The organism is Nocardia sp. NPDC058705, from assembly GCF_042749305.1.
Taxonomy (GTDB): Bacteria; Actinomycetota; Actinomycetes; order Mycobacteriales; family Mycobacteriaceae; genus Nocardia.
Genome location: NZ_JBHYRN010000029.1, coordinates 41886 through 60827 on the forward strand (window position 1 = coordinate 41886; position 18942 = coordinate 60827).

Below are 18942 nucleotides of genomic sequence, written 5' to 3' on the forward strand. Positions count from 1 at the left end.
GTCCGACCGGCGGCAACTTCAACGCTGCTGGTCGTCAGCCCTACCGCGCCCGCGTCAGGCCTACCGCGCCCGCGTGAGCCCTACAGCGCTCGTCTGCCCGACAGTGCCCGTCCGAGGGTCAGTTCGTCGGCGAATTCCAGGTCGCCACCCATCGGCAGCCCCGAAGCCAACCGCGTGACGGTGAGCCCGGGGAAATCGCGCAGCATCCGCACAAGATAGGTGGCCGTCGCCTCGCCCTCGGTATTCGGGTCGGTCGCGATGATCACCTCGCTCACATCGATGCCGTCCTCCTGATTACCGATGCGGGTGAGCAGCTCCCTGATCCGCAGCTGATCGGGCCCGACGCCACTGAGCGGATCGAGCGCACCACCGAGCACGTGGTAGCGACCACGGAACTCGCGGGTGCGCTCGATCGCCTGCACATCCTTGGGTTCCTCGACCACACAGATCATCGTGCGGTCGCGGCGCGGGTCGGCACAGATCCGGCACAGCTCACCATCGGCGACGGTGCCGCACGACACGCAGAACTGCACGCCGTCGCGCACCTTCTGCAGGGCGGCCTGCAGCCGGTCGATATCCGGCGGCTCCACCGCCAGCAGATGAAAAGCGATGCGCTGTGCGCTCTTCGGACCGACGCCGGGCAGTTTGCCCAGCTCGTCGATCAGATCCTGTACCGGCCCCTCATACATCAGAAGTCGGGCAGACCGGGCATCGAACCGCCACCGAGACCCTGCGACAGCGGGCCGAGGCGCTCGGCCGCGAGCTGCTGCGCATTGGCCATCGCGTCGTTGATCGCACCGATGACCAGGTCCTGCAGACCGTCGACATCGGTCGGATCGACCACCTTCGGGTCGATCGTCAGCGCGCTCACCTCACCGCTCACCTTGATCGTGGCCTGCACCAGACCGCCGCCGGCCTGACCGGTCACCTCGGTCTCGGCGAGCTCGGCCTGCGCCTGCATCACGGCCTGCTGCATCTGCTGAGCCTGGGCAAGCAAAGCCTGCATATCGAATTGACCATCACCGGGTTGCACAAACACTCCTGTGTTGATTGGCGGCCGGGGCCGCGAGGTTTCGGCCCTGGGGGTTGCCAGCTTAGTCGCGTAGATCGGTTGCTGAAGGGATGGCTCTGCTGCGCGTTCGGGCATACGATCGAGGCAGGTCGGGCAATGGTTCAGCAATCTCTAGGAGATCCGATGAATGCATCCCGTGGGCGGCTGACGTCGGCGTCAGCTCTGTGCGCCTGTGTCGCCAGCCTGCTTCTTCTCCCACCTGCCGCCGTATCGGCCGATTCCGGGGCCGGGATCGTCGACTACGGGAACGGCTGCGTGCTCGATCCCGGCAATCGGGCGGCGACCATCGATTCGTTGCGCTTCCGGTGCGATGTCACCCAGCAGGACCAGATCTACCGCGACTCGTCCGCGGGCGCTGTCGCGTCGGGCCTCACCAACGGCTGGGTGACCCGACCGCCGCAACTCGAGGCGGTCGCGCCTGCGCTGTGGATCGGCAAGGTGTTCCGCACCGGGCCCGATGGCGGCTCGTTGACCAACCGGGTCACCGGCGCCGGGATCGAGGCGTTCCCGGCCGACGTCTATCGCGCATCGTCGATCCTCGACGGCGGTCCGACCTGGGCGCTGAACTACGCGCCGTCGCCCACCCCGCAGGTCTACGACGAGATCCGCGAGGTGACCCCGGGCGTCTGGTTCGGCTATTCGTGGTGGCGCGAGGGCGCGTGGCCGCTGCTGGCCGCCTTCGTTTTGGCGCCCGCGTAACTATTTCTTGACCCTCCACTGGCTGGAAGGTGTTTTCTGGACCGCATGACAGCAACCGTGGCGATCGGCGAGTTCGCCCGCCTCACCCATCTGAGCGTCAAGACGCTGCGGTACTACCACGAGATCGAGCTACTCGAGCCTGCCACGGTGGACGCGAGCACCGGTTACCGCCGATATTCCACCGAGCAGGTGGAACGGGCGCATCTCATCCGTCGCCTGCGCGACCTGGAGATGCCGCTCCCCGAGATACGCACCGTGCTCGCGGCGGCCGATCCCGCCGAACGGGATACCGCGCTGCGGGCCCATCTGGTCAGGATGGAGGCGGCCCTGGATCGCACCCGCGAGGTGGTGGTCTCGCTGCGTGCCCTGCTCACGGCGCCGCCGCCGCCGATCGAGGTCGACTATCGGATCGAGCCGGCGTTCACGGCGCTCACATTTACCCACGAGGTCGAGCGCACGGACATCGCCGAATGGTGCGGCACCGCGTTCGAGGGGCTGTACACCACCCTGCTCGAGTCAGGTGTCAGCCCGGGAGGCGTTGCGGGCGCGATGTATTCGAACGAGTTCTTCACCGACGACAACGGCGTGGTCACCGCGTTCGTGCCATTGCCCGCCGGTGCGGAGCTCGTACCCACCGGCGCTTTCGCGGTCGTCGAATTCCCGGCCAGCCATTTCGCCGTGGCGGTACACGACGGCCCGTTCGAAGACTTCGACCGCACCTACGGCGCACTCGGCAGCTATGTCGCCGAGCACGGCGACACCCTGCCCGACCAACCGGTCCGCGAGCGCTACCTCGTGGGCCCGGACATCACCGACAACCCGGCCACCTACCGCACCGAAGTGTGCTGGCCGATCACCGAAGGAGAGATCTGATGACCATCGCCCTGGCAAATGTGACGATCGACTGCGACAACGCCGCAGGCCTGGCCGAGTTCTACGCCCAGCTGATGGACACGACCGTCGATCCGGGGGGAGCGGAGTTCTTCGCGACCGTCGGCAAGTCCGCGGGCGCCACCCCGCTGCTGATGTTCATCAAGGTCGGGGACAAGAACCCCGGCAAGAACGTCGTCCACCTGGATTTCGCGTCCGCGCAGTCACTGGACTACATCGAGCGCGCAATCAGCTTGGGTGCCAAGCACATCGCCGATTTCGACGAGTACGGCATGCAGTGGACAACCCTCGCCGACCCCGAAGGAAATCTCTTCGACATCGGCAAGGCCTGACCTGCGACCGGCTCAGGCCAGTTCGCGCGAGAGGTTGCCCAGCACCTCGGCCTGGATCTTCTTCAGGCCGAGCGGGGCGAAGATGCCCTCGAAGATGCCGCCGATGCCGCCCGCACCCTTCCAGCTGGTCTCGACGGTGACCTTCGAGCCGGTGCCGTCGGGGGTGACGGTGTAGGTGGTCACCATCGAGGAGTTGGCGTCGGTTTCGGTGAGGGTCGAACCCGACACCGTCACGGTCGCGCGCACGTTGCGTGAGCGCTTCTCGGTGGCCTGCAGCGTCCACTCCGCCACGGTGCCCGCACCCTGACCACCCTCGATGACCTTGTAGTCGCGGTAATGCGCGGAAAGAATGCGCGGCCGAATCGTCTCGTAGTCGCCGATCGCTGCGAGTGTGCGCTGCGGATCCGCGGCGACGACGATCGAACTGCTGGCGCTGACCTGTCCCACTGTTGACTCCTTGCTGGGGGGTGGCGATATATCTCGACCGGGTTACATCCTGCCTTGTCTCCGACCGGTTCTCCCGACCAGGTTGGGGCGGCGCGGGAACATGTGCGTGACATTTTGTCGCGGCGCGCAAGTATCCGGTGGCCCGGTGGACGGCGTCGTACTAGCGTCAAAGGGGTGGCAGTGAGTCTTTTGGGTAGGGCTGGTCACGAACCGGCCGCACGCGAGTCCGGATATGCCGCGCATCGAGCGGGCGTGGAGCGACTGCTGGAAAGCTATCGCGCCATCCCACCCGGTGCCGTCGTCCGGCTGGCGAAGAAGACATCGAACTTGTTCCGGGCCAGGGCGGCAACCACCGCGCCCGGCCTCGACGTGTCCGGCCTCGGGCAGGTGATCGCGGTGGATCCGCAGGCCCGCACGGCCGACGTGGCGGGCATGACCACCTACGAGGACCTGGTGGCGGCCACCCTCCCCTACGGTCTGGCGCCGCTGGTGGTTCCCCAGCTCAAGACCATCACGCTGGGCGGCGCAGTGACCGGTCTCGGCATCGAATCGACCTCGTTCCGCAACGGTCTCCCGCACGAATCCGTGCTGGAAATGGACATCTTGACCGGCTCCGGCGAGATCATCACCGCGACACCGGACGGCGAGCACGCCGACCTGTTCCACGGCTTCCCCAACTCCTACGGCACTCTCGGATACTCCGTGCGGCTGAAGATCGAGCTCGAGCCCGTGTTGCCGTTCGTGGAACTGCGCCATGTGCGCTTCCACGACCTGCGCGAACTGGAAGCCGAACTCGACCGCATCGTCGTCGAACGCCGTTACGACAGTGAAGATGTCGACTACATCGACGGTGTCGTGTTCAGCGCCGGCGAGAGCTACCTGACCCTGGGCCGCAAGACAGACGAACCGGGCCCGGTCAGCGACTACACCGGCATGGACATCTTCTACCGCTCCCTGCAGCACGCCGACGGGGTGAAACGCGACAGGCTGACCATCCACGATTACCTGTGGCGCTGGGACACCGACTGGTTCTGGTGCTCGCGCGCCTTCGGCGCTCAGAACCCGAAGATCCGTAAGCTCTGGCCGAAGTCGCACCGGCGCAGCAGTTTCTACTGGAAACTGGTCGCCCTCGATCGCAAGTACCACATCGATGACCGCAGGCAGGCCCGCAAGGGCAAACCCCCGCAGGAACGCGTCGTGCAGGACATCGAGGTGCCGGTGCAGCACACCGCCGACTTCGTCGAATGGTTCCTGCGGGAAATACCGATCGAGCCGATCTGGTTGTGCCCATTGCGCTTGCGTGCGACCGACGACGCGTCGACGGACGGTGCCCGTCCGTGGCCGCTGTATCCGCTCGAACCACAGCGCACCTACGTCAATGTCGGATTCTGGTCGGCGGTGCCGACCGAGCGAGGTCAACCGGAAGGGGCGGCCAACCGCGCGATCGAGAAGATCGTGTCCGCGTTCGACGGGCACAAATCGCTCTACTCGGACTCCTACTACGACGAGGCCGAGTTCGCCGAGCTCTACGGCGGCGACACCTATTCCGAACTGAAGACCCGTTACGACCCGGACCAACGACTGCTGAATCTGTATTCGAAGGCGGTGCAACGCAAGTGACGACATTCAAGGACCGATCCGAGGTATTGGCAGAGCTGGGCACCCGGCTCAATATCGCCGAGGTCGTCGAAAGCCTGGTAGACGGTGACATCCCCGTCCGCGTCACGGCCTACGACGGCAGCGCCACCGGCCCGGAGGGCGCGCCCTACACCCTCGACATCAAGACCCCGCGCGGCATCAACTACCTGGCAGGGGCCCCCGGCGACCTCGGGATGGCACGGGCCTACATCGCCGGCGACATGATCGCCGACGGCGTACACCCCGGTGACCCGTACGACATCTTGAAAGCCATGCAGGACATGAAGTTCCATCGTCCTTCGGCGCTGTCGCTGGTCACCATCGCCCGCTCGCTGGGCTGGGAGCGGCTCAAGCCGATCGCGCCCCCGCCGCAGGAGACGCTGCCGCGCTGGCGCCGGATCGCGCTGGAAGGCCTGCGCCACTCCAAGACTCGCGATGCCGAGGCGATCCACCACCACTACGACGTCTCCAACAAGTTCTACGAGTACGTCCTCGGCCCGTCGATGACCTACACCTGCGCGGTGTACGGCGACGAGGACTGGACCCTCGAGCAGGCGCAGGAGAACAAGTACCGCTTGATCTTCGACAAGCTGCGGCTGAAGGAAGGCGACCGCCTGCTCGACATCGGCTGCGGCTGGGGCGGCATGGTCCGCTACGCGGCACGACGTGGCGTGAAGGTGATCGGGGCGACGCTGTCGGCCGAGCAGGCCGCCTGGGCCCAGCAGAAGATCGCCGAGGAAGGTCTCGGTGAGTTCGCCGAGGTCAGGCACAGCGACTACCGAGACATCCCCGAGGGCGAATTCGACGCGGTCTCCTCGATCGGCCTCACCGAGCACATCGGCGTGCACAACTACCCGTTCTACTTCGGCTACATCAAGGACAAGCTGCGGGTGGGCGGCCTGTTCCTCAATCACTGCATCACCCGCCACGACAACACCCGCACCACCAAGGCGGGCGACTTCATCGACCGCTACGTCTTCCCCGACGGTGAGCTGATCGGCTCCGGGCGCATCATCTCCGATATCCAGAACGTGGGTCTCGAAGTGCTGCACGAGGAGAACCTGCGCGAGCACTACGCCCTCACGCTGCACGAATGGTGCAAGAACCTGGTCGCCAACTGGGACGAGGCGGTCGCCGAGGTCGGCGAGGGCACCGCGAAGGTGTGGGGCCTGTACATGGCGGGCTGCCGACTCGGCTTCCAGCGCAACGTGATCCAGCTGCACCACGTACTCGGCGTGAAACTGGACGAGAACGGCACCTGGGACGTCCCGCTACGCCCGTGGTGGACGCCGTAGTCTGTCCGCGGCGCCAGCCGCCAGAATTACTGCAGTAGTTCGTCTAGGAAGTGGCCAGGTAGGTCCTGCAGGATCGGGTGTTGTCGGCCGTCGTGAGATTGCGTGCGCAATACGTGCAGCAGGCCGACAACACCCGGCCCCGCGTCCAGCAGCGGTCTGGTCCAGCCCAGATCGGCGCAGGTGCGCAGGACCGGCAGCACCAGCCCGGTCGCTTCCCCGACCCACCCGGCCGACGCCAGGCACTCCGCGAGCAGCAGCGTCGAGTCCAATTCCGCACGGGGACGCGCTTGTTCGAGTGTGTTCGCGTAGATCACCCTGGCGTGGCGGGCGGCGCGATCGTCGGCGCGCAGCCGCTGTTCGGCCAGCAGGACCCGGATATCGGCGATCGCGCGCGCCTCGGCGATCAGCGCGGCGGCACCCTTCTTGCTGCGCGCCCCATTACCGGAGGCATCAGGGGTCAAATTGTCGGCGCCGGTGGGGAATCCGAGCCTGGACCGTTCGGCCCGCACATGAGCGTCCAGGCGCGCCAGCCCGTTCTCCGCGGCCACGCGCGCACCCTCGTCGAGGCGTGCCGAGGCCGTGTACTGGTCACCGAGCGCGGCCTTCACCCTTGCCCCGATCACGAAGGTCGCGATCAGGAAGTCGACGGGGCCGACCCTGGTCACCAGCTCGTGACTCTCGTCGAGTAACCGATCGGCCGTCGCCAGATCGCCACGGCGATAAGCCAATTCACCCAGCAGGGCCGCTGCGACACGGGCGGCGTCCGAGCGCGGGCCCGCCCTGGCGCGCGCCGTCGCGTAAGCCTGCTCGAAACAGGTGGTGGCGACGCCGATATCGAGCTGCTCGTAGGCGGCGTCACCCAGCGCGCAGAGACCGAACACCGGACCGAGCGGGTCCTTCGACTGCGCGTGATAACCGGCGGCCCAGTCCTGCAGCTCGGTCACCGCGTCGAAATCGAACTCGCACAGCCGAACGAACGACATCAGGTTGGCGGCGGTCGACACCGCCCAGGCAGGCAGATCGCCGGGCGCTTTCAGCACCGCGGTCAAACTGTCGGCCACCTCGGCGGTGTTGTCGTGGGCTACCCGGTCGGCAGCGTCCAAGACCGTTGCCACACAACGCTGTTCGGACACCTCCGGCTCGCCGGGCGCACTGCGGGCCAGCAGGTTCGAGAGCCTGCCGAGCGCGCTGCGGGCGGTTCCGGTCTGCTGCATGTTCATATTCGCCCTGGCCACCGCCATCAACAGCTTCGACCGTGATGTCACCTGCTGCACAGGCAGTTTCGAGACACTGCCGAGCAGCGTGGCGAGACGGGACCCGTCGATCAGATCCATGCCACCACTTTCGAGCAGGTCAGCGGCGAGTTTGAGATCGGTCGCTGCCACCGCGTGATCCACCGACTTGCGCAACAGTTGATGCTCGGCGTACCAGCGAGCAGCCTTGCGGTGCAGCGCTTTCGAACGGCCGGGATGCTCGCGTTCGAGCCGGGCACGCAGATGCTCGGCGAACAGCGGTTGCATCCGATACCACTCCGGATCGTGCTGGATCCGGTGCAGGAACAGCTCACGCTGCTCCGCCTTCTGCAGCAGCGCCGCACCATCGGTGACCTCGGCGAGCGCCCCCGCGAGGGACCCGTTCACCCGCTCGACCACCGAAATCGCCATCAGGAACTCCAGCTGTTCCGGCGCCAGCGCGTCCAGCACATTCTCGGCCAGGTACTCGCGCATCCCGTGCCCACCCTCGGCGAGCGAACTCAGCAACTGCGCCGGATCGGACTTCCCGCGCAGCGTCAGACTCACCAACTGGATCGCGGCGGGCCATCCATCGGTCGCGGTGTGGATCTGCTCGACCTGCTCGTCGGTGAGCGCGAAACCGTTGCGCTCCACCAGAATCTGCCGGGTCTCCGATTCGGTGAGCCGCAGCGCGGCGGCATCCAGCTCCACCAGTTCGTCGCGCACCCGCAACCTGCTGATCGGCAAACCGGATTGATCGCGACTGGTGATGACGAAACGCACGTGGTGGCAACCGTTGTCGAGCAGGGTCGCCATCGCACGCTGCACGCCGGGGTCGCGCACGCGGTGCCAGTCGTCCACCACGACCACCACCGGTTGCCCGCTGGCGTGGATCTCATCGATCAGGGTGGCGATCACGTAGGCGACGGCGTCGGCGGGACGCTCCTCCAGGACCTGCTCCAAGCCCGTGCCGACGTCGGGGCGCACCCGGCGGATGGCCTCGATCAGGTGGGCGAGGAACCAGATCTCGCTGTCGTCGTCCTGGTCGACGCCGAGCCAAGCCACCGGGATATCGCGGGTGGCCAGGTCCGCGCGCCACTGGGTGGCGACGGTGCTCTTGCCGAAACCGGCGGGCGCGTGGATCAGGGCGAGTCGGCGCTCGCCACCCTCGCGCAGCACGTCGAGCAGGCGCTGGCGGGGAAAGGGTTCCCGAGCGGGAGTCGGCGGGCGGAACTTGGTGGCCGCGGTCGGCGGCAGGGTGCCGGTGGTCGTATTCGGCATGGGCACCGAGGCGCCCGCGGGCTGCAGGGTCAGCGGCCAACTGCGGCGGCCGGTGACCGATTGCAGGACCTCCGGTGCGTCGTCGGTGGCCTCCTCGGCGTCGAGCAACGCCATTTCGTCGGGCATCTGGCCGTGGGCGCGTTGGACCTCGCGCAGGAGTTCGCCGAATTCGTAGGCGGTGGCGGGCCGGTCGGTCGGCTCGGGCGACATGGCCCGTTCGATCACCGCGGCGACGTCGCCGGGGATGTCCTGGGCGCGCAGGTCGGGGACGTGCTGGGTGGTGATGCGCAGGAACTGGGCGACCACCTTCTCGCCCGCGTGCCGTTCGAAGGCGGCATGGCCGGTGAGCAGGGCGAACAGGGTCGCGCCGAGTCCGTAAATATCAGACTGCACGGTCGGTTCGTTGCCCCTGAGCACCTCCGGCGCCGTGAACGCAGGCGACCCGGTGATCAGGCTGCTCGACGTCTGGAAACCGCCGGGGATGCGGGCGATGCCGAAGTCGGTGAGCTGTGGTTCGCCGTAGCCGCTGATCAACACGTTGGCCGGTTTCACGTCCCGGTGCAGGATCCCCGCCCGATGCGCCGACTCGATCGCCGCCGCCAGCTTCACCCCGGCGCGCAACGTATCCGACCAGGTCAGCGGGCCGCGATCGTGAATGAGGCGTTCGAGCGAGCCGCGCGAGCAGTACGGCATCACGATCAGCGGGAGTCCGGTCTCGGTCACGTCGACCTGCAGAATATCGACGATGTTCGGGTGCCCCGACAGCCTGCCCATCGCCTGTTCCTCGCGCAGGAACCGCTCCCGGCTCTCCACATCGATCTCCGACGACAGCACCTTCACCGCGACGACCCGATCCAGCGCCGGCTGTAAAGCCCGGTACACAACACCGAACCCGCCCCGGCCGATCTCCTTTGCGGCGGTGAGCCCCATCTCGTCCAACTCGGCGACCACGACCTCATCGGGCTCCCCCGGCGCCTTCGTCCGCTGCGTATTCAGCCCCACCGGCGCCGCCTCGGAGAGCCCGCGCTGCATACGCGTCGGTTCCGGATCCATGTGACCACCTCTCGAGAAATCGGCGTCACCGGCGTTTCGGTCGGTATGCGGAATCGACATCACCGCACATATCCAAGCTAGCGCGATCCGGCATCTATCGGGTGGAGATTCGACGCTGTGGCGGCAACGGTTGTCCGAACCGGAACTCAGCGCACCGCGAGCGCGATCACCTGGGTGCGCTGTTCGGCGGCGAAGTTGTTGTCCGCGACCAGCACCAATGTGCGTTCACCCGAGGGCAGGCGCGGGCCCCACGTCATCGCTTCGATATTGTCGACGGCCTCGATCCCGAGGTCCGCCAAGTCGGCGACCAGCCGTTTCGCGACCGGGCGAGCACCCGCGATCGGCGTGTCGAGCACATTGCTCGCGGCCGCGGTGTCGATCTCGAAGATCCGAACGCGGTTGCCGACGCCCTTGGCGAAAGCCCGTTCCACCACCAGGAATCGCGACGGATCGAGCGCGTCGTTGGCGAGGATCGCGGTGACGCCATTGCTCGACTGACCCGGTTCCGGGTACGACTCGGCGAACACCGGCTCCAGCGGATACGCGTACTGCGCCAGCACCGGTCCGAACCTGGCCTGCACGGTGATCCGCGTTGTCGCCCCCGCCGTCGTTGTCGCGCCTGGGCCGTCCTGGAGCAACGGCCCTTCCAGCGCGGTCACGAACAACGCGCCACCGGCCGCGAACGTCGCCCCTTCGAGGGCCTGATTCTGGCGTGGACCCGAATCAGGCTGCATCCGTTCGTTTTCCGGAATCGGCAGCTCAGCGACAAAGCCGCCGTCGGCCCGCGCGACGCGCACCGACGGATCCGCGAGCACGCCCCCGGCCCGTTCACCTTCCTGCGTCCAGAAGTAGTCGCCCGTCCACGGGTCCACCCGAATGTCTTCCGGATCCACCGACTTCGGCGGATACACGGTCCCGTCGGCACGTCGCAGCGGGGACGTGCCCGTGAAGCTCACTGGACCGATCCCTGTCTCCCCCACCGGAATCCGAGCCGTGTACGTCCGAGCAGGCCCCTTCTCCGATCGATCATCACTGATCAACACGTATTCCCCGCTATCGGCCAGGTAGTCGATCCCCGACAACCCGCCGACGACGGTCCCCTGAAAGTCCAGGTCGCGCGCGACAACCTGCTCCCCCAGCACCCGGACGCCGGGATCGGCCACCGCCCCTGGCGCGCTCACCCCGACCACCATCGCACCGAAAATCACCGCGGCTACCCGACGTCCCATGGGCCGCAACGCTATCCACCCGAGCACACCCCAGGGTTAACACCGTCCGAACTGTCGGTTCGTACACAAAGTAGGGTCGATGGCATGAACCGGGCGGGCTCGGGGCCGTCGGGGTGAAAAGGGGGGTTGGTCATGATGTATCCACACGGACAGCAGGATCCGGCGGCCTGGGGGCAGCCGCAGCAGCCTGCGGCATACGCGCAGGAGATCCCGCCGCTCGGGCCGCCGCCGAAGAAGTCGAATGCCGGGTGGATCGTCATCGTGCTGGTGCTGATCGCCGGGCTGATCGTCGGTGCCGGGCTGCTCGTATCCGCTGGTAAGGGCGTTGCGGGTTCGGCGGTGGCGGCGTCGGCGACGGGTAAGCCGTCGTCGACCACCACCGGAAAACCGACGACGACCACGTCGAAGCCCAAGGCCGGGGCGCAGTTGGGTTACGCGGACTACGAGGGGCCGTGGAACTTCAAGCTCGGCGACGTCCAGATGCATGCCGACTGGGTCGAGGGGCGCGATCACAAGAACTGCGCACCGGTCGAGAAGGGCGGCAAGCTCACCGGGTTCGGATGTCAGTACGCCAGCGAGATGCTGCTGACGGCCGAGAGCGGAGCCGTGAAGATCACCCAGTTCGTGCTCGGGATGAAGGACACGGCCGCAGCGGAGTCGTCGGCCGACAAGATCGAGGAAAAGGATCTGAACGTGCGCGCCGTCGGGATGATCGACGACTTCGAGACCGGCAAGTGGAAGGCGAGTTCGTCCAAGGAGTTCGTGGTGATCACCCTGGTGACCGCGACGTCCGCCGTCGACGCGGCCCTCGTCGAGAAGTACCTGCGCTACCGCCACGGCGACATCGTCGGTGCGATCGGCTTCCGCTAGCGGCCCTTGCGCGTCGTCCCCGATCGGCGAAGAATTGGTGCTTCGGTGGGCTCGGCTGTGGGCCGTGCTTGACTTCTCCGCGGTGGACCACGACGCGACTGCTCACCATCCGAGCAGAAGCGAGATGTCATGTCCGCGCTGGTACGCATGAGTTTCGACGCGCCCGAGGAAACCCGGCCGTTCGAGCAAGGTAAAGGTCGACTCGACCTGGTCAACGTCGAAAGCGGCCCGGTCGGGCGCGCCGTCTTCGAACCCGGTTGGCGATGGAGTGAGCACGTGAAGCCGATCGCGGGCACCGACAGCTGTCTAGCACCGCACATCGGCTACTGCCTGTCCGGGCACCTCGTGGTCCAGATGGACGACGGTGAGAAACAGGAATACGGCCCCGGCGACGTTATGATCGCCCCGCCCGGCCACGACGCCTGGGTCGTCGGCGACGAGCCGTGCGTAGTGCTCGACTGGCAGGGCTACGCCGACTACGCCAAGCCCCGATAACGGCGAACGCCCGCCACCTCGACGAGGTGACGGGCGCTGCCGAACTACAGACTTACTTGCGCAGCGAGGCCGGAACCTCGAAGCGCGAGCCGAACTTCGCGGCCAGCTCGTCGGCACGGGCCACGAAGGCCTCCTGGCCGCCGGGGTAGCCCACGATGAACTGGTGCGAGCCGCCCGACCAGGCCGGGAAGCCGATGCCGAAGATCGAGCCGATGTTCGCGTCGGCGGTGCTGGTGAGCACGCCTTCGTCGAAGCACTTCTGGGTCTCGATGGCCTCGGCGAACATCATCCGGTCCTTGAGGTCCTGGAAGGTGACACCCTCGGGGAGCTCACGGCTGGAGTTGAAGGTCTCGCGCAGACCTTCCCAGATGCCGGTGGCCTTGCCGTCTACGTAGTCGTAGAAACCGGCGCCGCCCGCCTTGCCCTTGCGGTCGAACTCGTCGACCATCTTGTTGATGACCTCCGACGACGCCTTGGCGGCAGCGTTGATCTGATCCTCCTGGCCCGCCTCGATCAGCGCGGCCTGAGTCTCCTTGGAGATCTTCTGCATGGTCGTGAAGTTGAGCTCGTCGCTCAGCTTCAGCGGCGCGGCCGGGTAACCGGCCTGCAGACCGGCCTGCTCGACGGTCGACGGGTCGACGCCTTCCTTCACCATCGAGATCGCCTCGTTGATGAAGGTGCCGATCACGCGCGAGGTGAAGAAGCCACGGCTGTCGTTGACCACGATCGGGGTCTTCTTGATCGCCAGGGTGTAGTCGTACACGCGGGCCAGCGCCTCGTCGGAGGTGTTGTCGCCCTTGATGATCTCGACCAGCGGCATCTTGTCCACGGGGGAGAAGAAGTGGATGCCGATGAAGTCCTCGGACCGCTTCACACCCTCCGACAGGAGGGTGATCGGCAGGGTCGAGGTGTTGGAGCCGAGCAGCGCGTCGGGCTCGACGATGTCCTCGATCTCCTGGAAGACCTTGTTCTTCAGGTCCGGGTTCTCGAACACGGCCTCGATCACGAAGTCGACGCCCTTGAAGTCGGCGGCGTCCGCGGTCGGGGTGATGCGAGCCAGCAGCTCAGCCGAGCGCTCCGGGGTGGTCTTGCCACGCGAAAGCGCCTTGGCCTCGATGGCTTCGGAGTACGCCTTGCCCTTTTCAGCGGCCTCGAGCTTGACGTCCTTGAGGACGACCTCGTAGCCGGCCTTCGCGGAGACGTAGGCGATGCCCGCGCCCATCATGCCCGCGCCGACGACGCCGATCTTCTTGATCTCACGCTTGGGCACATCCTCGAACGACGGACGCGAGCCGCCACCGTTGATGTGGTTGAGGTCGAAGAAGAACGCCTGGATCATGTTCTTCGCGACCGGCCCGGTGAGCAGGCTGATGAAGTAACGACCCTCGATGTCCAGCGCGTTGTCGATGTCGACCTGCGCGCCCTCGACCGCCGCGGCCATGATGGCGCGCGGGGCGGGCATGTTGGTGCCCTTGATCTGCTTGCGCAGGTTGGCCGGGAACGCGGGCAGGTTCGCCGCGAAGGCCGGGGTGGACGGGGTGCCGCCGGGGATCCGGTAGCCCTTCTTGTCCCACGGCTGCGCCGCTTCGGGGTTGGCCGCGATCCACGCCTTGGCGGCGGGCAGCAGCTCGTCGACCGAGGACACGACCTCGTCGATCAGGCCGATTTCCTTGGCCTTGGTCACGCGGTGACGCTGACCCTGCAGCAGCACCTGCATCAGCGCGTTCTGCAGACCGATCATGCGGGTCACACGGGTCACGCCGCCGCCACCGGGCAGCAGGCCCAGCGACACCTCGGGCAGGCCGATGGCCGAACCCTTGACGTCGGCCGCGATGCGGTGGTGGGTGGCCAGCGCGATCTCGAGGCCACCACCGAGGGCGGCACCGTTGATCGCGGCGACGACGGGCTTGCCGAGCTGCTCGAGGCGACGCAGCGGGCCCTTGACGCCGTTGAGCATCTCGGCGACCTCGGCCGCGTTGTCCGGGCCGACCTGCATCATGTTCTTCAGGTCGCCACCGGCGAAGAAGGTCTTCTTGCCGGAGGTGATGACGACACCGGTGATGTCGTCCTTCTCTGCTTCGAGGCGATCAACGGTGGCGGCCATCGAGGTGATGTACGCGTCGTTCATCGTGTTGGCGCCCTGGCTGGGGTCGTCGATGGTGAGGACGACCACGCCGTCGGCGTCCTTCTCCCAGCCGATGATGTTGTCAGTCATAAGTTTTCGTTCTCTCCTGTGAGAAGTGTTCGGCCGGGTATCAGACGCGCTCGATGATGGTGGCAACACCCATGCCGCCACCGATGCACAGCGTGATCAGGCCGTAGCGGCCGTTGCGACGCTCCAGCTCGTCGAGCACGGTGCCGGTGATCATCGCGCCGGTGGCACCCAGCGGGTGGCCCATCGCGATCGCGCCACCGTTGACGTTCAGCTTCTCGTCCGGGACGTTCAGGTCCTTCTGGAACTTCAGCACCACCGAGGCGAAGGCCTCGTTGATCTCGACGAGGTCCATGTCCTCGATCGTCAGACCGGCCAGGGCCAGCGCCTTCTTGGCGGCCGGGGTGGGGCCGGTCAGCATGATGGTCGAGTCGGCACCCGAGGTGGCGGTCGCGACGACGCGCGCACGCGGGGTCATGTTGGAAGCCTTACCGGCCTCCTCCGAACCGATCAGCAGCAGGGCGGCGCCGTCGACGATGCCCGAGCTGTTGCCACCGTGGTGGACGTGGTTGATCTTCTCGATGTAGGTGAACTTCTGCAGTGCGACCGCGTCGAAGCCACCCATCTCGCCGATGCCGGCGAAGGCCGGGTTCAGCTTGCCGAGGTCGGCGGCGGTGGTGCCGGGGCGCATGTGCTCGTCGTTGTCGAGCACGACCAGGCCGTTGATGTCCTTGACGGGCACGATCGACTTGGCGAAGTAGCCGCCGGTGGTCGCCGCGGCGGCCAGGTCCTGCGAACGCACGGCGTAGGCGTCGACGTCATCGCGGGTGAAGCCCTCGATGGTGGCGATCAGGTCGGCCGAGATGCCCTGGGGCACGAAGTAGCCGTCGTAGTTGGTGGCCGGGTCCAGCGCCCACGCACCGCCGTCGGAGCCCATCGGCACGCGCGACATCGACTCGACGCCACCGGCGATCACCAGATCGTCGAAGCCCGAGCGAACCTTCTGCGCAGCCAGGTTCACGGCCTCGAGGCCCGAGGCGCAGAAGCGGTTGAGCTGGAAGCCACCGACGGTGTCGGGAAGGCCGGCCGCAGTGACCGCGGTGCGGGCGATGTCCATGCCCTGGTCACCGACAGGGGTGACAACACCGAGGATGACGTCGGAGATCTGATCCTCGTTGAGGTCAGGGAAACGGTTACGCAGCTCCTGGATCAGACCAACAGTCAGATCGATCGGCTTGACCGAATGCAGCGAGCCGTTCTTCTTGCCGCGGCCGCGCGGAGTGCGGATGGCCTCGTAGATGTAGGCCTCTGTGGTCATATCGGAGTGTTTCCTTCCTTGGGGTGCGGTGGCCGCACGAACACCAGGGCCTTTCGCCTCGATGCCGTACAAATCCCGGCAAGCACCAGCGGAGCATAGAACCATGCTCTTCCGACGATCCCGGCCACCCGTTCATACTACCGTGGTGTGCGAACTCCCGTTAACTTAACGCGGTGCGGACGGCCACTGTCAACCATCCAGACTCTTTGCCCCGAACTGTTCACGCAGCAACGCCAGAGCCACCTCGTCCGGGTCCTGACGGTCACCAGGGGCCACCGGCACCGCGGCGGCGGCCAGCATCTCCCGTTCCTCCTCCGGCGTAGGCGGTCCGAGCACGGCCGCGGCGCGCGCGGCATCGGCGGCGGACCGGGACTCCGAGGAGTCGTCCGGACCGGGGTCGTCGGGTAAGTCGGGGAAATCGGGCGGCGGAATGTCGTCGTCGGCAGGCCGGTTGGCCCGGTTCGCCGTCTGCCCACCTCCGGCCTGACTCGGCCGCGAGAACTTCGGCCTGCCCGCAGGCTTTGTCTCCGTACTCCCCGATGCCCGCGCGGGACCAGCCTTCGCAGCGGGTGCGGGACGCGGTGCGGGCGCGCCGGTCTCCCAGCGCACATCCAGCTCACGACCGAGCACAGCCCGCACCGCCGACCGCACCGCCTCGATATTGCGCGGATCGGACAACCGCTGCGCCAACGGCGGACTCTGATGCGCGAACACGATCGTGGTGCCGTCGACCCGCGACACCGCCGCACCCGACAACAACGCCTGCAAAGTAGCTCCGAACTCGCGTACCCGACCCTTGATCTCGGGCCACGCCGCATCCACGATCCCGACCAGATCCTCGGTCGCCGCCGAACCCTGCACGGCACTGACCTGCAGCTCCTCCGCCTCAGCTTCGGACTGGACGTCCGGTGCCGACTCCACCTGTGGCGCTTCAACTTCCACCGGAGTCGCATCGACGGGCTCTACCGGCGCAGGAGTCGGCCGTGGGCTGTCGGCAGCTTGTGCGACGGATTCCTCGACAGGCGAAGACGCTTGGGGCACAGCGGATTCCGGCGGCGATGGGACTGTCGCTGCCATGTGCGCGGACGGCACGGCTTGCGTGAGCGACGCAGATTCCACCGGCGGCACAGGTCGCTCGTCTCGCGCGGGCGGCGCGGCTTCCACGGGCGGTGCAGCTTGCGCGGGCGGCATGGGGCGCTCGGCTTGCGCGGTCTGCACGGGCGGCGCGGGTCGCTCGGCTTGCGCGGACGGCGCATCTTGCGCGGGTGGCGCGGTCTGTACGGGCGCAGCAGGGGCCTCGGCCGCCACCGGCGCAGCCTGAGCAGGCATGTTTTCTGCCGCCGGTGCAGGGCGAGCGGGAGGCGGTGGCGTCGAACCTCCTGCGGCCGCTTCCTTTTCGGCAAGGACGGCGGCGAGAAGATCCGCGCCTCGGCGGCGGCTCTCACCGCTCGACGACGGCGAGGACGGGCGTTCGGCAGGCGGTTCACCTGCGGCGGGGCCCGGGCGCGCGGGAGCCGAAACAGCACCGGAGGCGAATCCGCGTTCCAGGCGTTCGAGGCGTTGCAGGGTTGCGGACTCGGTGTCGGAGACCGAGGGCAGGAGCATGCGGGCGCAGATGACCTCGAGGAGCAGGCGCGGCGCGGTGGCGCCGCGCATTTCGCCGAGGCCCTCGTGGAGGAGTTCGGCGTAGCGGGTGAGGGTGGCGGGGCCGAGGCGTTCGGCCTGGTCGCGCATGCGCTCCATGACGTCGCCGGGGCCGGAGACCAGGCCGCGGTCGGCGGCGTCGGGGACCGCGCGCAGCAGGATCAGATCGCGCAGGCGTTCGAGAAGGTCGACGGCGAAACGGCGCGGGTCGTGGCCTGCCTCCATCACCGAGTCGACCGTATTGAACAGGGCCGCACCATCATCGGCGGCCAGCGCGTCGATGGCGTCGTCGATCAGGGCGACATCGGTGACACCGAGCAGCGAGACCGCGCGCGGATAGGTGACACCGTCGGGTCCGGCACCTGCGAGCAGCTGGTCGAGCACGCTGAGGCTGTCGCGCGGCGAACCACCACCGGCCCGGATGACCAGCGGATACACCGCCTCTTCGACCGGCACGTTCTCCTGCTCGCAGATCTTGCCGAGCAGTCCGCGCATGGTGGCGGGCGGCAGCAGACGGAACGGATAGTGGTGCGTGCGTGAGCGAATCGTCGGCAGCACCTTGTCCGGCTCGGTGGTGGCGAAGATGAAGATCAGGTGCGCGGGCGGTTCCTCGACGATCTTGAGCAACGCGTTGAAACCGGCCGTGGTGACCATGTGCGCCTCATCGACGATGAACACCCGATAGCGCGACTCGGCGGGTGCGTAGAAGGCACGATCACGCAGCTCACGGGTGTCGTCGACACCACCGTGACTGGCCGCGTCGAGCTCGATGACATCGAGATTGCCCGAGCCGCCGGGCCCGAGCGCCACACACGACGAACACGTGCCACACGGCGTCGAGGTAGGCCCGTCCACACAGTTCAGCGAGCGCGCCAGGATCCGGGCGGACGAGGTCTTACCGCAGCCACGCGGCCCGGAGAACAGGTACGCGTGGCTGACCCGTCCGGTATCCAGCGCTGTACTCAGCGGGTCGGTGACATGCTCCTGACCCACTACTTCCGCGAATGTCGCCGGTCGATACTTCCGGTACAGAGCCACGACCCACAGGCTACCGAGGATGTCCGACAGGGTTTGTCGGCGGCTGGCACTGCACCAATGCGCAGTAGCGAAGCCGTCACCATGTTGTGATCCAAATCACATCGAATTCAACGGTCTGGAGCGTAGGGGCAAAGCATGCCCCCAGATGCAACGGTCCAGTTATCGACTGCCGCCCACGAGGCGAATCCACCACCGAACCTTCGATCGATACTGGTTACCGCAGGAATGCAAACCCATTCCCCGCTTGGCGGCCACT

15 protein-coding genes are annotated in these 18942 nt (G+C 67.0%); 7 read left to right on the forward strand and 8 right to left on the reverse strand.

What is annotated here, in order from left to right; translation table 11 throughout:
* Nucleotides 1–80 precede the first annotated feature (80 nt).
* Together recR and ACFW6D_RS26500 are read right to left on the reverse strand one after the other, a co-directional pair.
* Nucleotides 81–689, reverse strand: coding sequence for a recombination mediator RecR (gene recR, locus ACFW6D_RS26495; RefSeq protein ID WP_379332447.1), 609 nt, complete (start codon nucleotides 687–689; stop codon nucleotides 81–83).
* Entirely contained in the window at nucleotides 689–1033 is a 345-nt protein-coding gene (locus ACFW6D_RS26500; protein WP_379332449.1) for a YbaB/EbfC family nucleoid-associated protein, read from the reverse strand. The genes recR and ACFW6D_RS26500 overlap by 1 nt, the downstream gene beginning before the upstream one ends.
* A 162-nt stretch (nucleotides 1034–1195) precedes the next feature.
* On the opposite strand from ACFW6D_RS26500, the gene ACFW6D_RS26505 reads away from it, so the two are divergent.
* From ACFW6D_RS26505 to ACFW6D_RS26515, 3 genes are read left to right on the forward strand one after another with little or no spacing between them, the layout of a single operon-like run.
* A complete protein-coding gene (locus tag ACFW6D_RS26505; RefSeq protein ID WP_379332451.1) occupies nucleotides 1196–1771 on the forward strand; it encodes a hypothetical protein in 576 nt (191 codons plus the stop codon).
* A gap of 45 nt (nucleotides 1772–1816) precedes the next feature.
* Entirely contained in the window at nucleotides 1817–2644 is an 828-nt protein-coding gene (locus ACFW6D_RS26510) for a MerR family transcriptional regulator (protein WP_379332453.1), read from the forward strand.
* Nucleotides 2644–2994, forward strand: coding sequence for a VOC family protein (locus tag ACFW6D_RS26515; RefSeq protein ID WP_379332455.1), 351 nt, complete (start codon nucleotides 2644–2646; stop codon nucleotides 2992–2994). The genes ACFW6D_RS26510 and ACFW6D_RS26515 overlap by 1 nt, the downstream gene beginning before the upstream one ends.
* Before the next feature lie 12 nt (nucleotides 2995–3006).
* Here the strand turns inward: ACFW6D_RS26515 and ACFW6D_RS26520 are convergent, their stop codons facing one another.
* Nucleotides 3007–3441 (reverse strand): SRPBCC family protein, encoded by a 435-nt coding sequence (locus ACFW6D_RS26520; RefSeq protein WP_379332457.1) that lies wholly within the window; start codon nucleotides 3439–3441, stop codon nucleotides 3007–3009.
* Between the two features lie 180 nt (nucleotides 3442–3621).
* Between ACFW6D_RS26520 and ACFW6D_RS26525 the strand changes: the two genes are divergently transcribed.
* The gene (locus ACFW6D_RS26525) at nucleotides 3622–5061 is read left to right on the forward strand and encodes an FAD-binding oxidoreductase (RefSeq protein ID WP_379332459.1); all 1440 of its coding nucleotides are present in this window, start codon (nucleotides 3622–3624) and stop codon (nucleotides 5059–5061) included.
* Nucleotides 5058–6374 (forward strand): class I SAM-dependent methyltransferase, encoded by a 1317-nt coding sequence (locus tag ACFW6D_RS26530; RefSeq protein ID WP_379332461.1) that lies wholly within the window; start codon nucleotides 5058–5060, stop codon nucleotides 6372–6374. The genes ACFW6D_RS26525 and ACFW6D_RS26530 overlap by 4 nt, the downstream gene beginning before the upstream one ends.
* Nucleotides 6375–6400: 26 nt before the next feature.
* On the opposite strand, the gene ACFW6D_RS26535 is transcribed toward ACFW6D_RS26530, so the two are convergent.
* Together ACFW6D_RS26535 and ACFW6D_RS26540 are read right to left on the reverse strand one after the other, a co-directional pair.
* Complete coding sequence (locus ACFW6D_RS26535; protein ID WP_379332463.1) at nucleotides 6401–9940, reverse strand: protein kinase; 3540 nt, start codon at nucleotides 9938–9940, stop codon at nucleotides 6401–6403.
* A gap of 146 nt (nucleotides 9941–10086) precedes the next feature.
* Nucleotides 10087–11169, reverse strand: a complete 1083-nt coding sequence (locus ACFW6D_RS26540; RefSeq protein WP_379332465.1) for an esterase-like activity of phytase family protein — start codon at nucleotides 11167–11169, stop codon at nucleotides 10087–10089.
* Nucleotides 11170–11301: 132 nt separating this feature from the next.
* Here ACFW6D_RS26540 and ACFW6D_RS26545 point away from each other — a divergent pair, with 132 nt between their 5' ends.
* The gene (locus ACFW6D_RS26545) at nucleotides 11302–12039 is read left to right on the forward strand and encodes a hypothetical protein (protein ID WP_379332467.1); all 738 of its coding nucleotides are present in this window, start codon (nucleotides 11302–11304) and stop codon (nucleotides 12037–12039) included.
* 129 nt (nucleotides 12040–12168) lie between these two features.
* The gene (locus ACFW6D_RS26550; RefSeq protein WP_379238185.1) at nucleotides 12169–12534 is read left to right on the forward strand and encodes a cupin domain-containing protein; all 366 of its coding nucleotides are present in this window, start codon (nucleotides 12169–12171) and stop codon (nucleotides 12532–12534) included.
* 52 nt (nucleotides 12535–12586) lie between these two features.
* Here the strand turns inward: ACFW6D_RS26550 and ACFW6D_RS26555 are convergent, their stop codons facing one another.
* The 3 genes from ACFW6D_RS26555 to ACFW6D_RS26565 all read right to left on the reverse strand — a co-directional run bounded on the left by ACFW6D_RS26555 (nucleotide 12587) and on the right by ACFW6D_RS26565 (nucleotide 18686).
* Entirely contained in the window at nucleotides 12587–14749 is a 2163-nt protein-coding gene (locus ACFW6D_RS26555) for a 3-hydroxyacyl-CoA dehydrogenase NAD-binding domain-containing protein (protein ID WP_379332469.1), read from the reverse strand.
* Nucleotides 14750–14789: 40 nt separating this feature from the next.
* Nucleotides 14790–16004, reverse strand: a complete 1215-nt coding sequence (locus ACFW6D_RS26560) for an acetyl-CoA C-acetyltransferase (RefSeq protein WP_379332471.1) — start codon at nucleotides 16002–16004, stop codon at nucleotides 14790–14792.
* Between the two features lie 189 nt (nucleotides 16005–16193).
* Nucleotides 16194–18686, reverse strand: a complete 2493-nt coding sequence (locus ACFW6D_RS26565; RefSeq protein WP_379332473.1) for a DNA polymerase III subunit gamma and tau — start codon at nucleotides 18684–18686, stop codon at nucleotides 16194–16196.
* Between the last annotated feature and the right edge of the window lie 256 nt (nucleotides 18687–18942).

Coding starts and splice junctions, on each gene's coding strand:
- ACFW6D_RS26515 (WP_379332455.1), top strand. CDS start 2,644: ATGACCATCGCCCTGGCAAATGTGACGATCGACTGCGACAACGCCGCA.
- ACFW6D_RS26560 (WP_379332471.1), bottom strand. CDS start 16,004: ATGACCACAGAGGCCTACATCTACGAGGCCATCCGCACTCCGCGCGGC.
- ACFW6D_RS26555 (WP_379332469.1), bottom strand. CDS start 14,749: ATGACTGACAACATCATCGGCTGGGAGAAGGACGCCGACGGCGTGGTC.
- recR (WP_379332447.1), bottom strand. CDS start 689: ATGTATGAGGGGCCGGTACAGGATCTGATCGACGAGCTGGGCAAACTG.
- ACFW6D_RS26540 (WP_379332465.1), bottom strand. CDS start 11,169: ATGGGACGTCGGGTAGCCGCGGTGATTTTCGGTGCGATGGTGGTCGGG.
- ACFW6D_RS26545 (WP_379332467.1), top strand. CDS start 11,302: ATGATGTATCCACACGGACAGCAGGATCCGGCGGCCTGGGGGCAGCCG.
- ACFW6D_RS26550 (WP_379238185.1), top strand. CDS start 12,169: ATGTCCGCGCTGGTACGCATGAGTTTCGACGCGCCCGAGGAAACCCGG.
- ACFW6D_RS26535 (WP_379332463.1), bottom strand. CDS start 9,940: ATGGATCCGGAACCGACGCGTATGCAGCGCGGGCTCTCCGAGGCGGCG.
- ACFW6D_RS26510 (WP_379332453.1), top strand. CDS start 1,817: ATGACAGCAACCGTGGCGATCGGCGAGTTCGCCCGCCTCACCCATCTG.
- ACFW6D_RS26505 (WP_379332451.1), top strand. CDS start 1,196: ATGAATGCATCCCGTGGGCGGCTGACGTCGGCGTCAGCTCTGTGCGCC.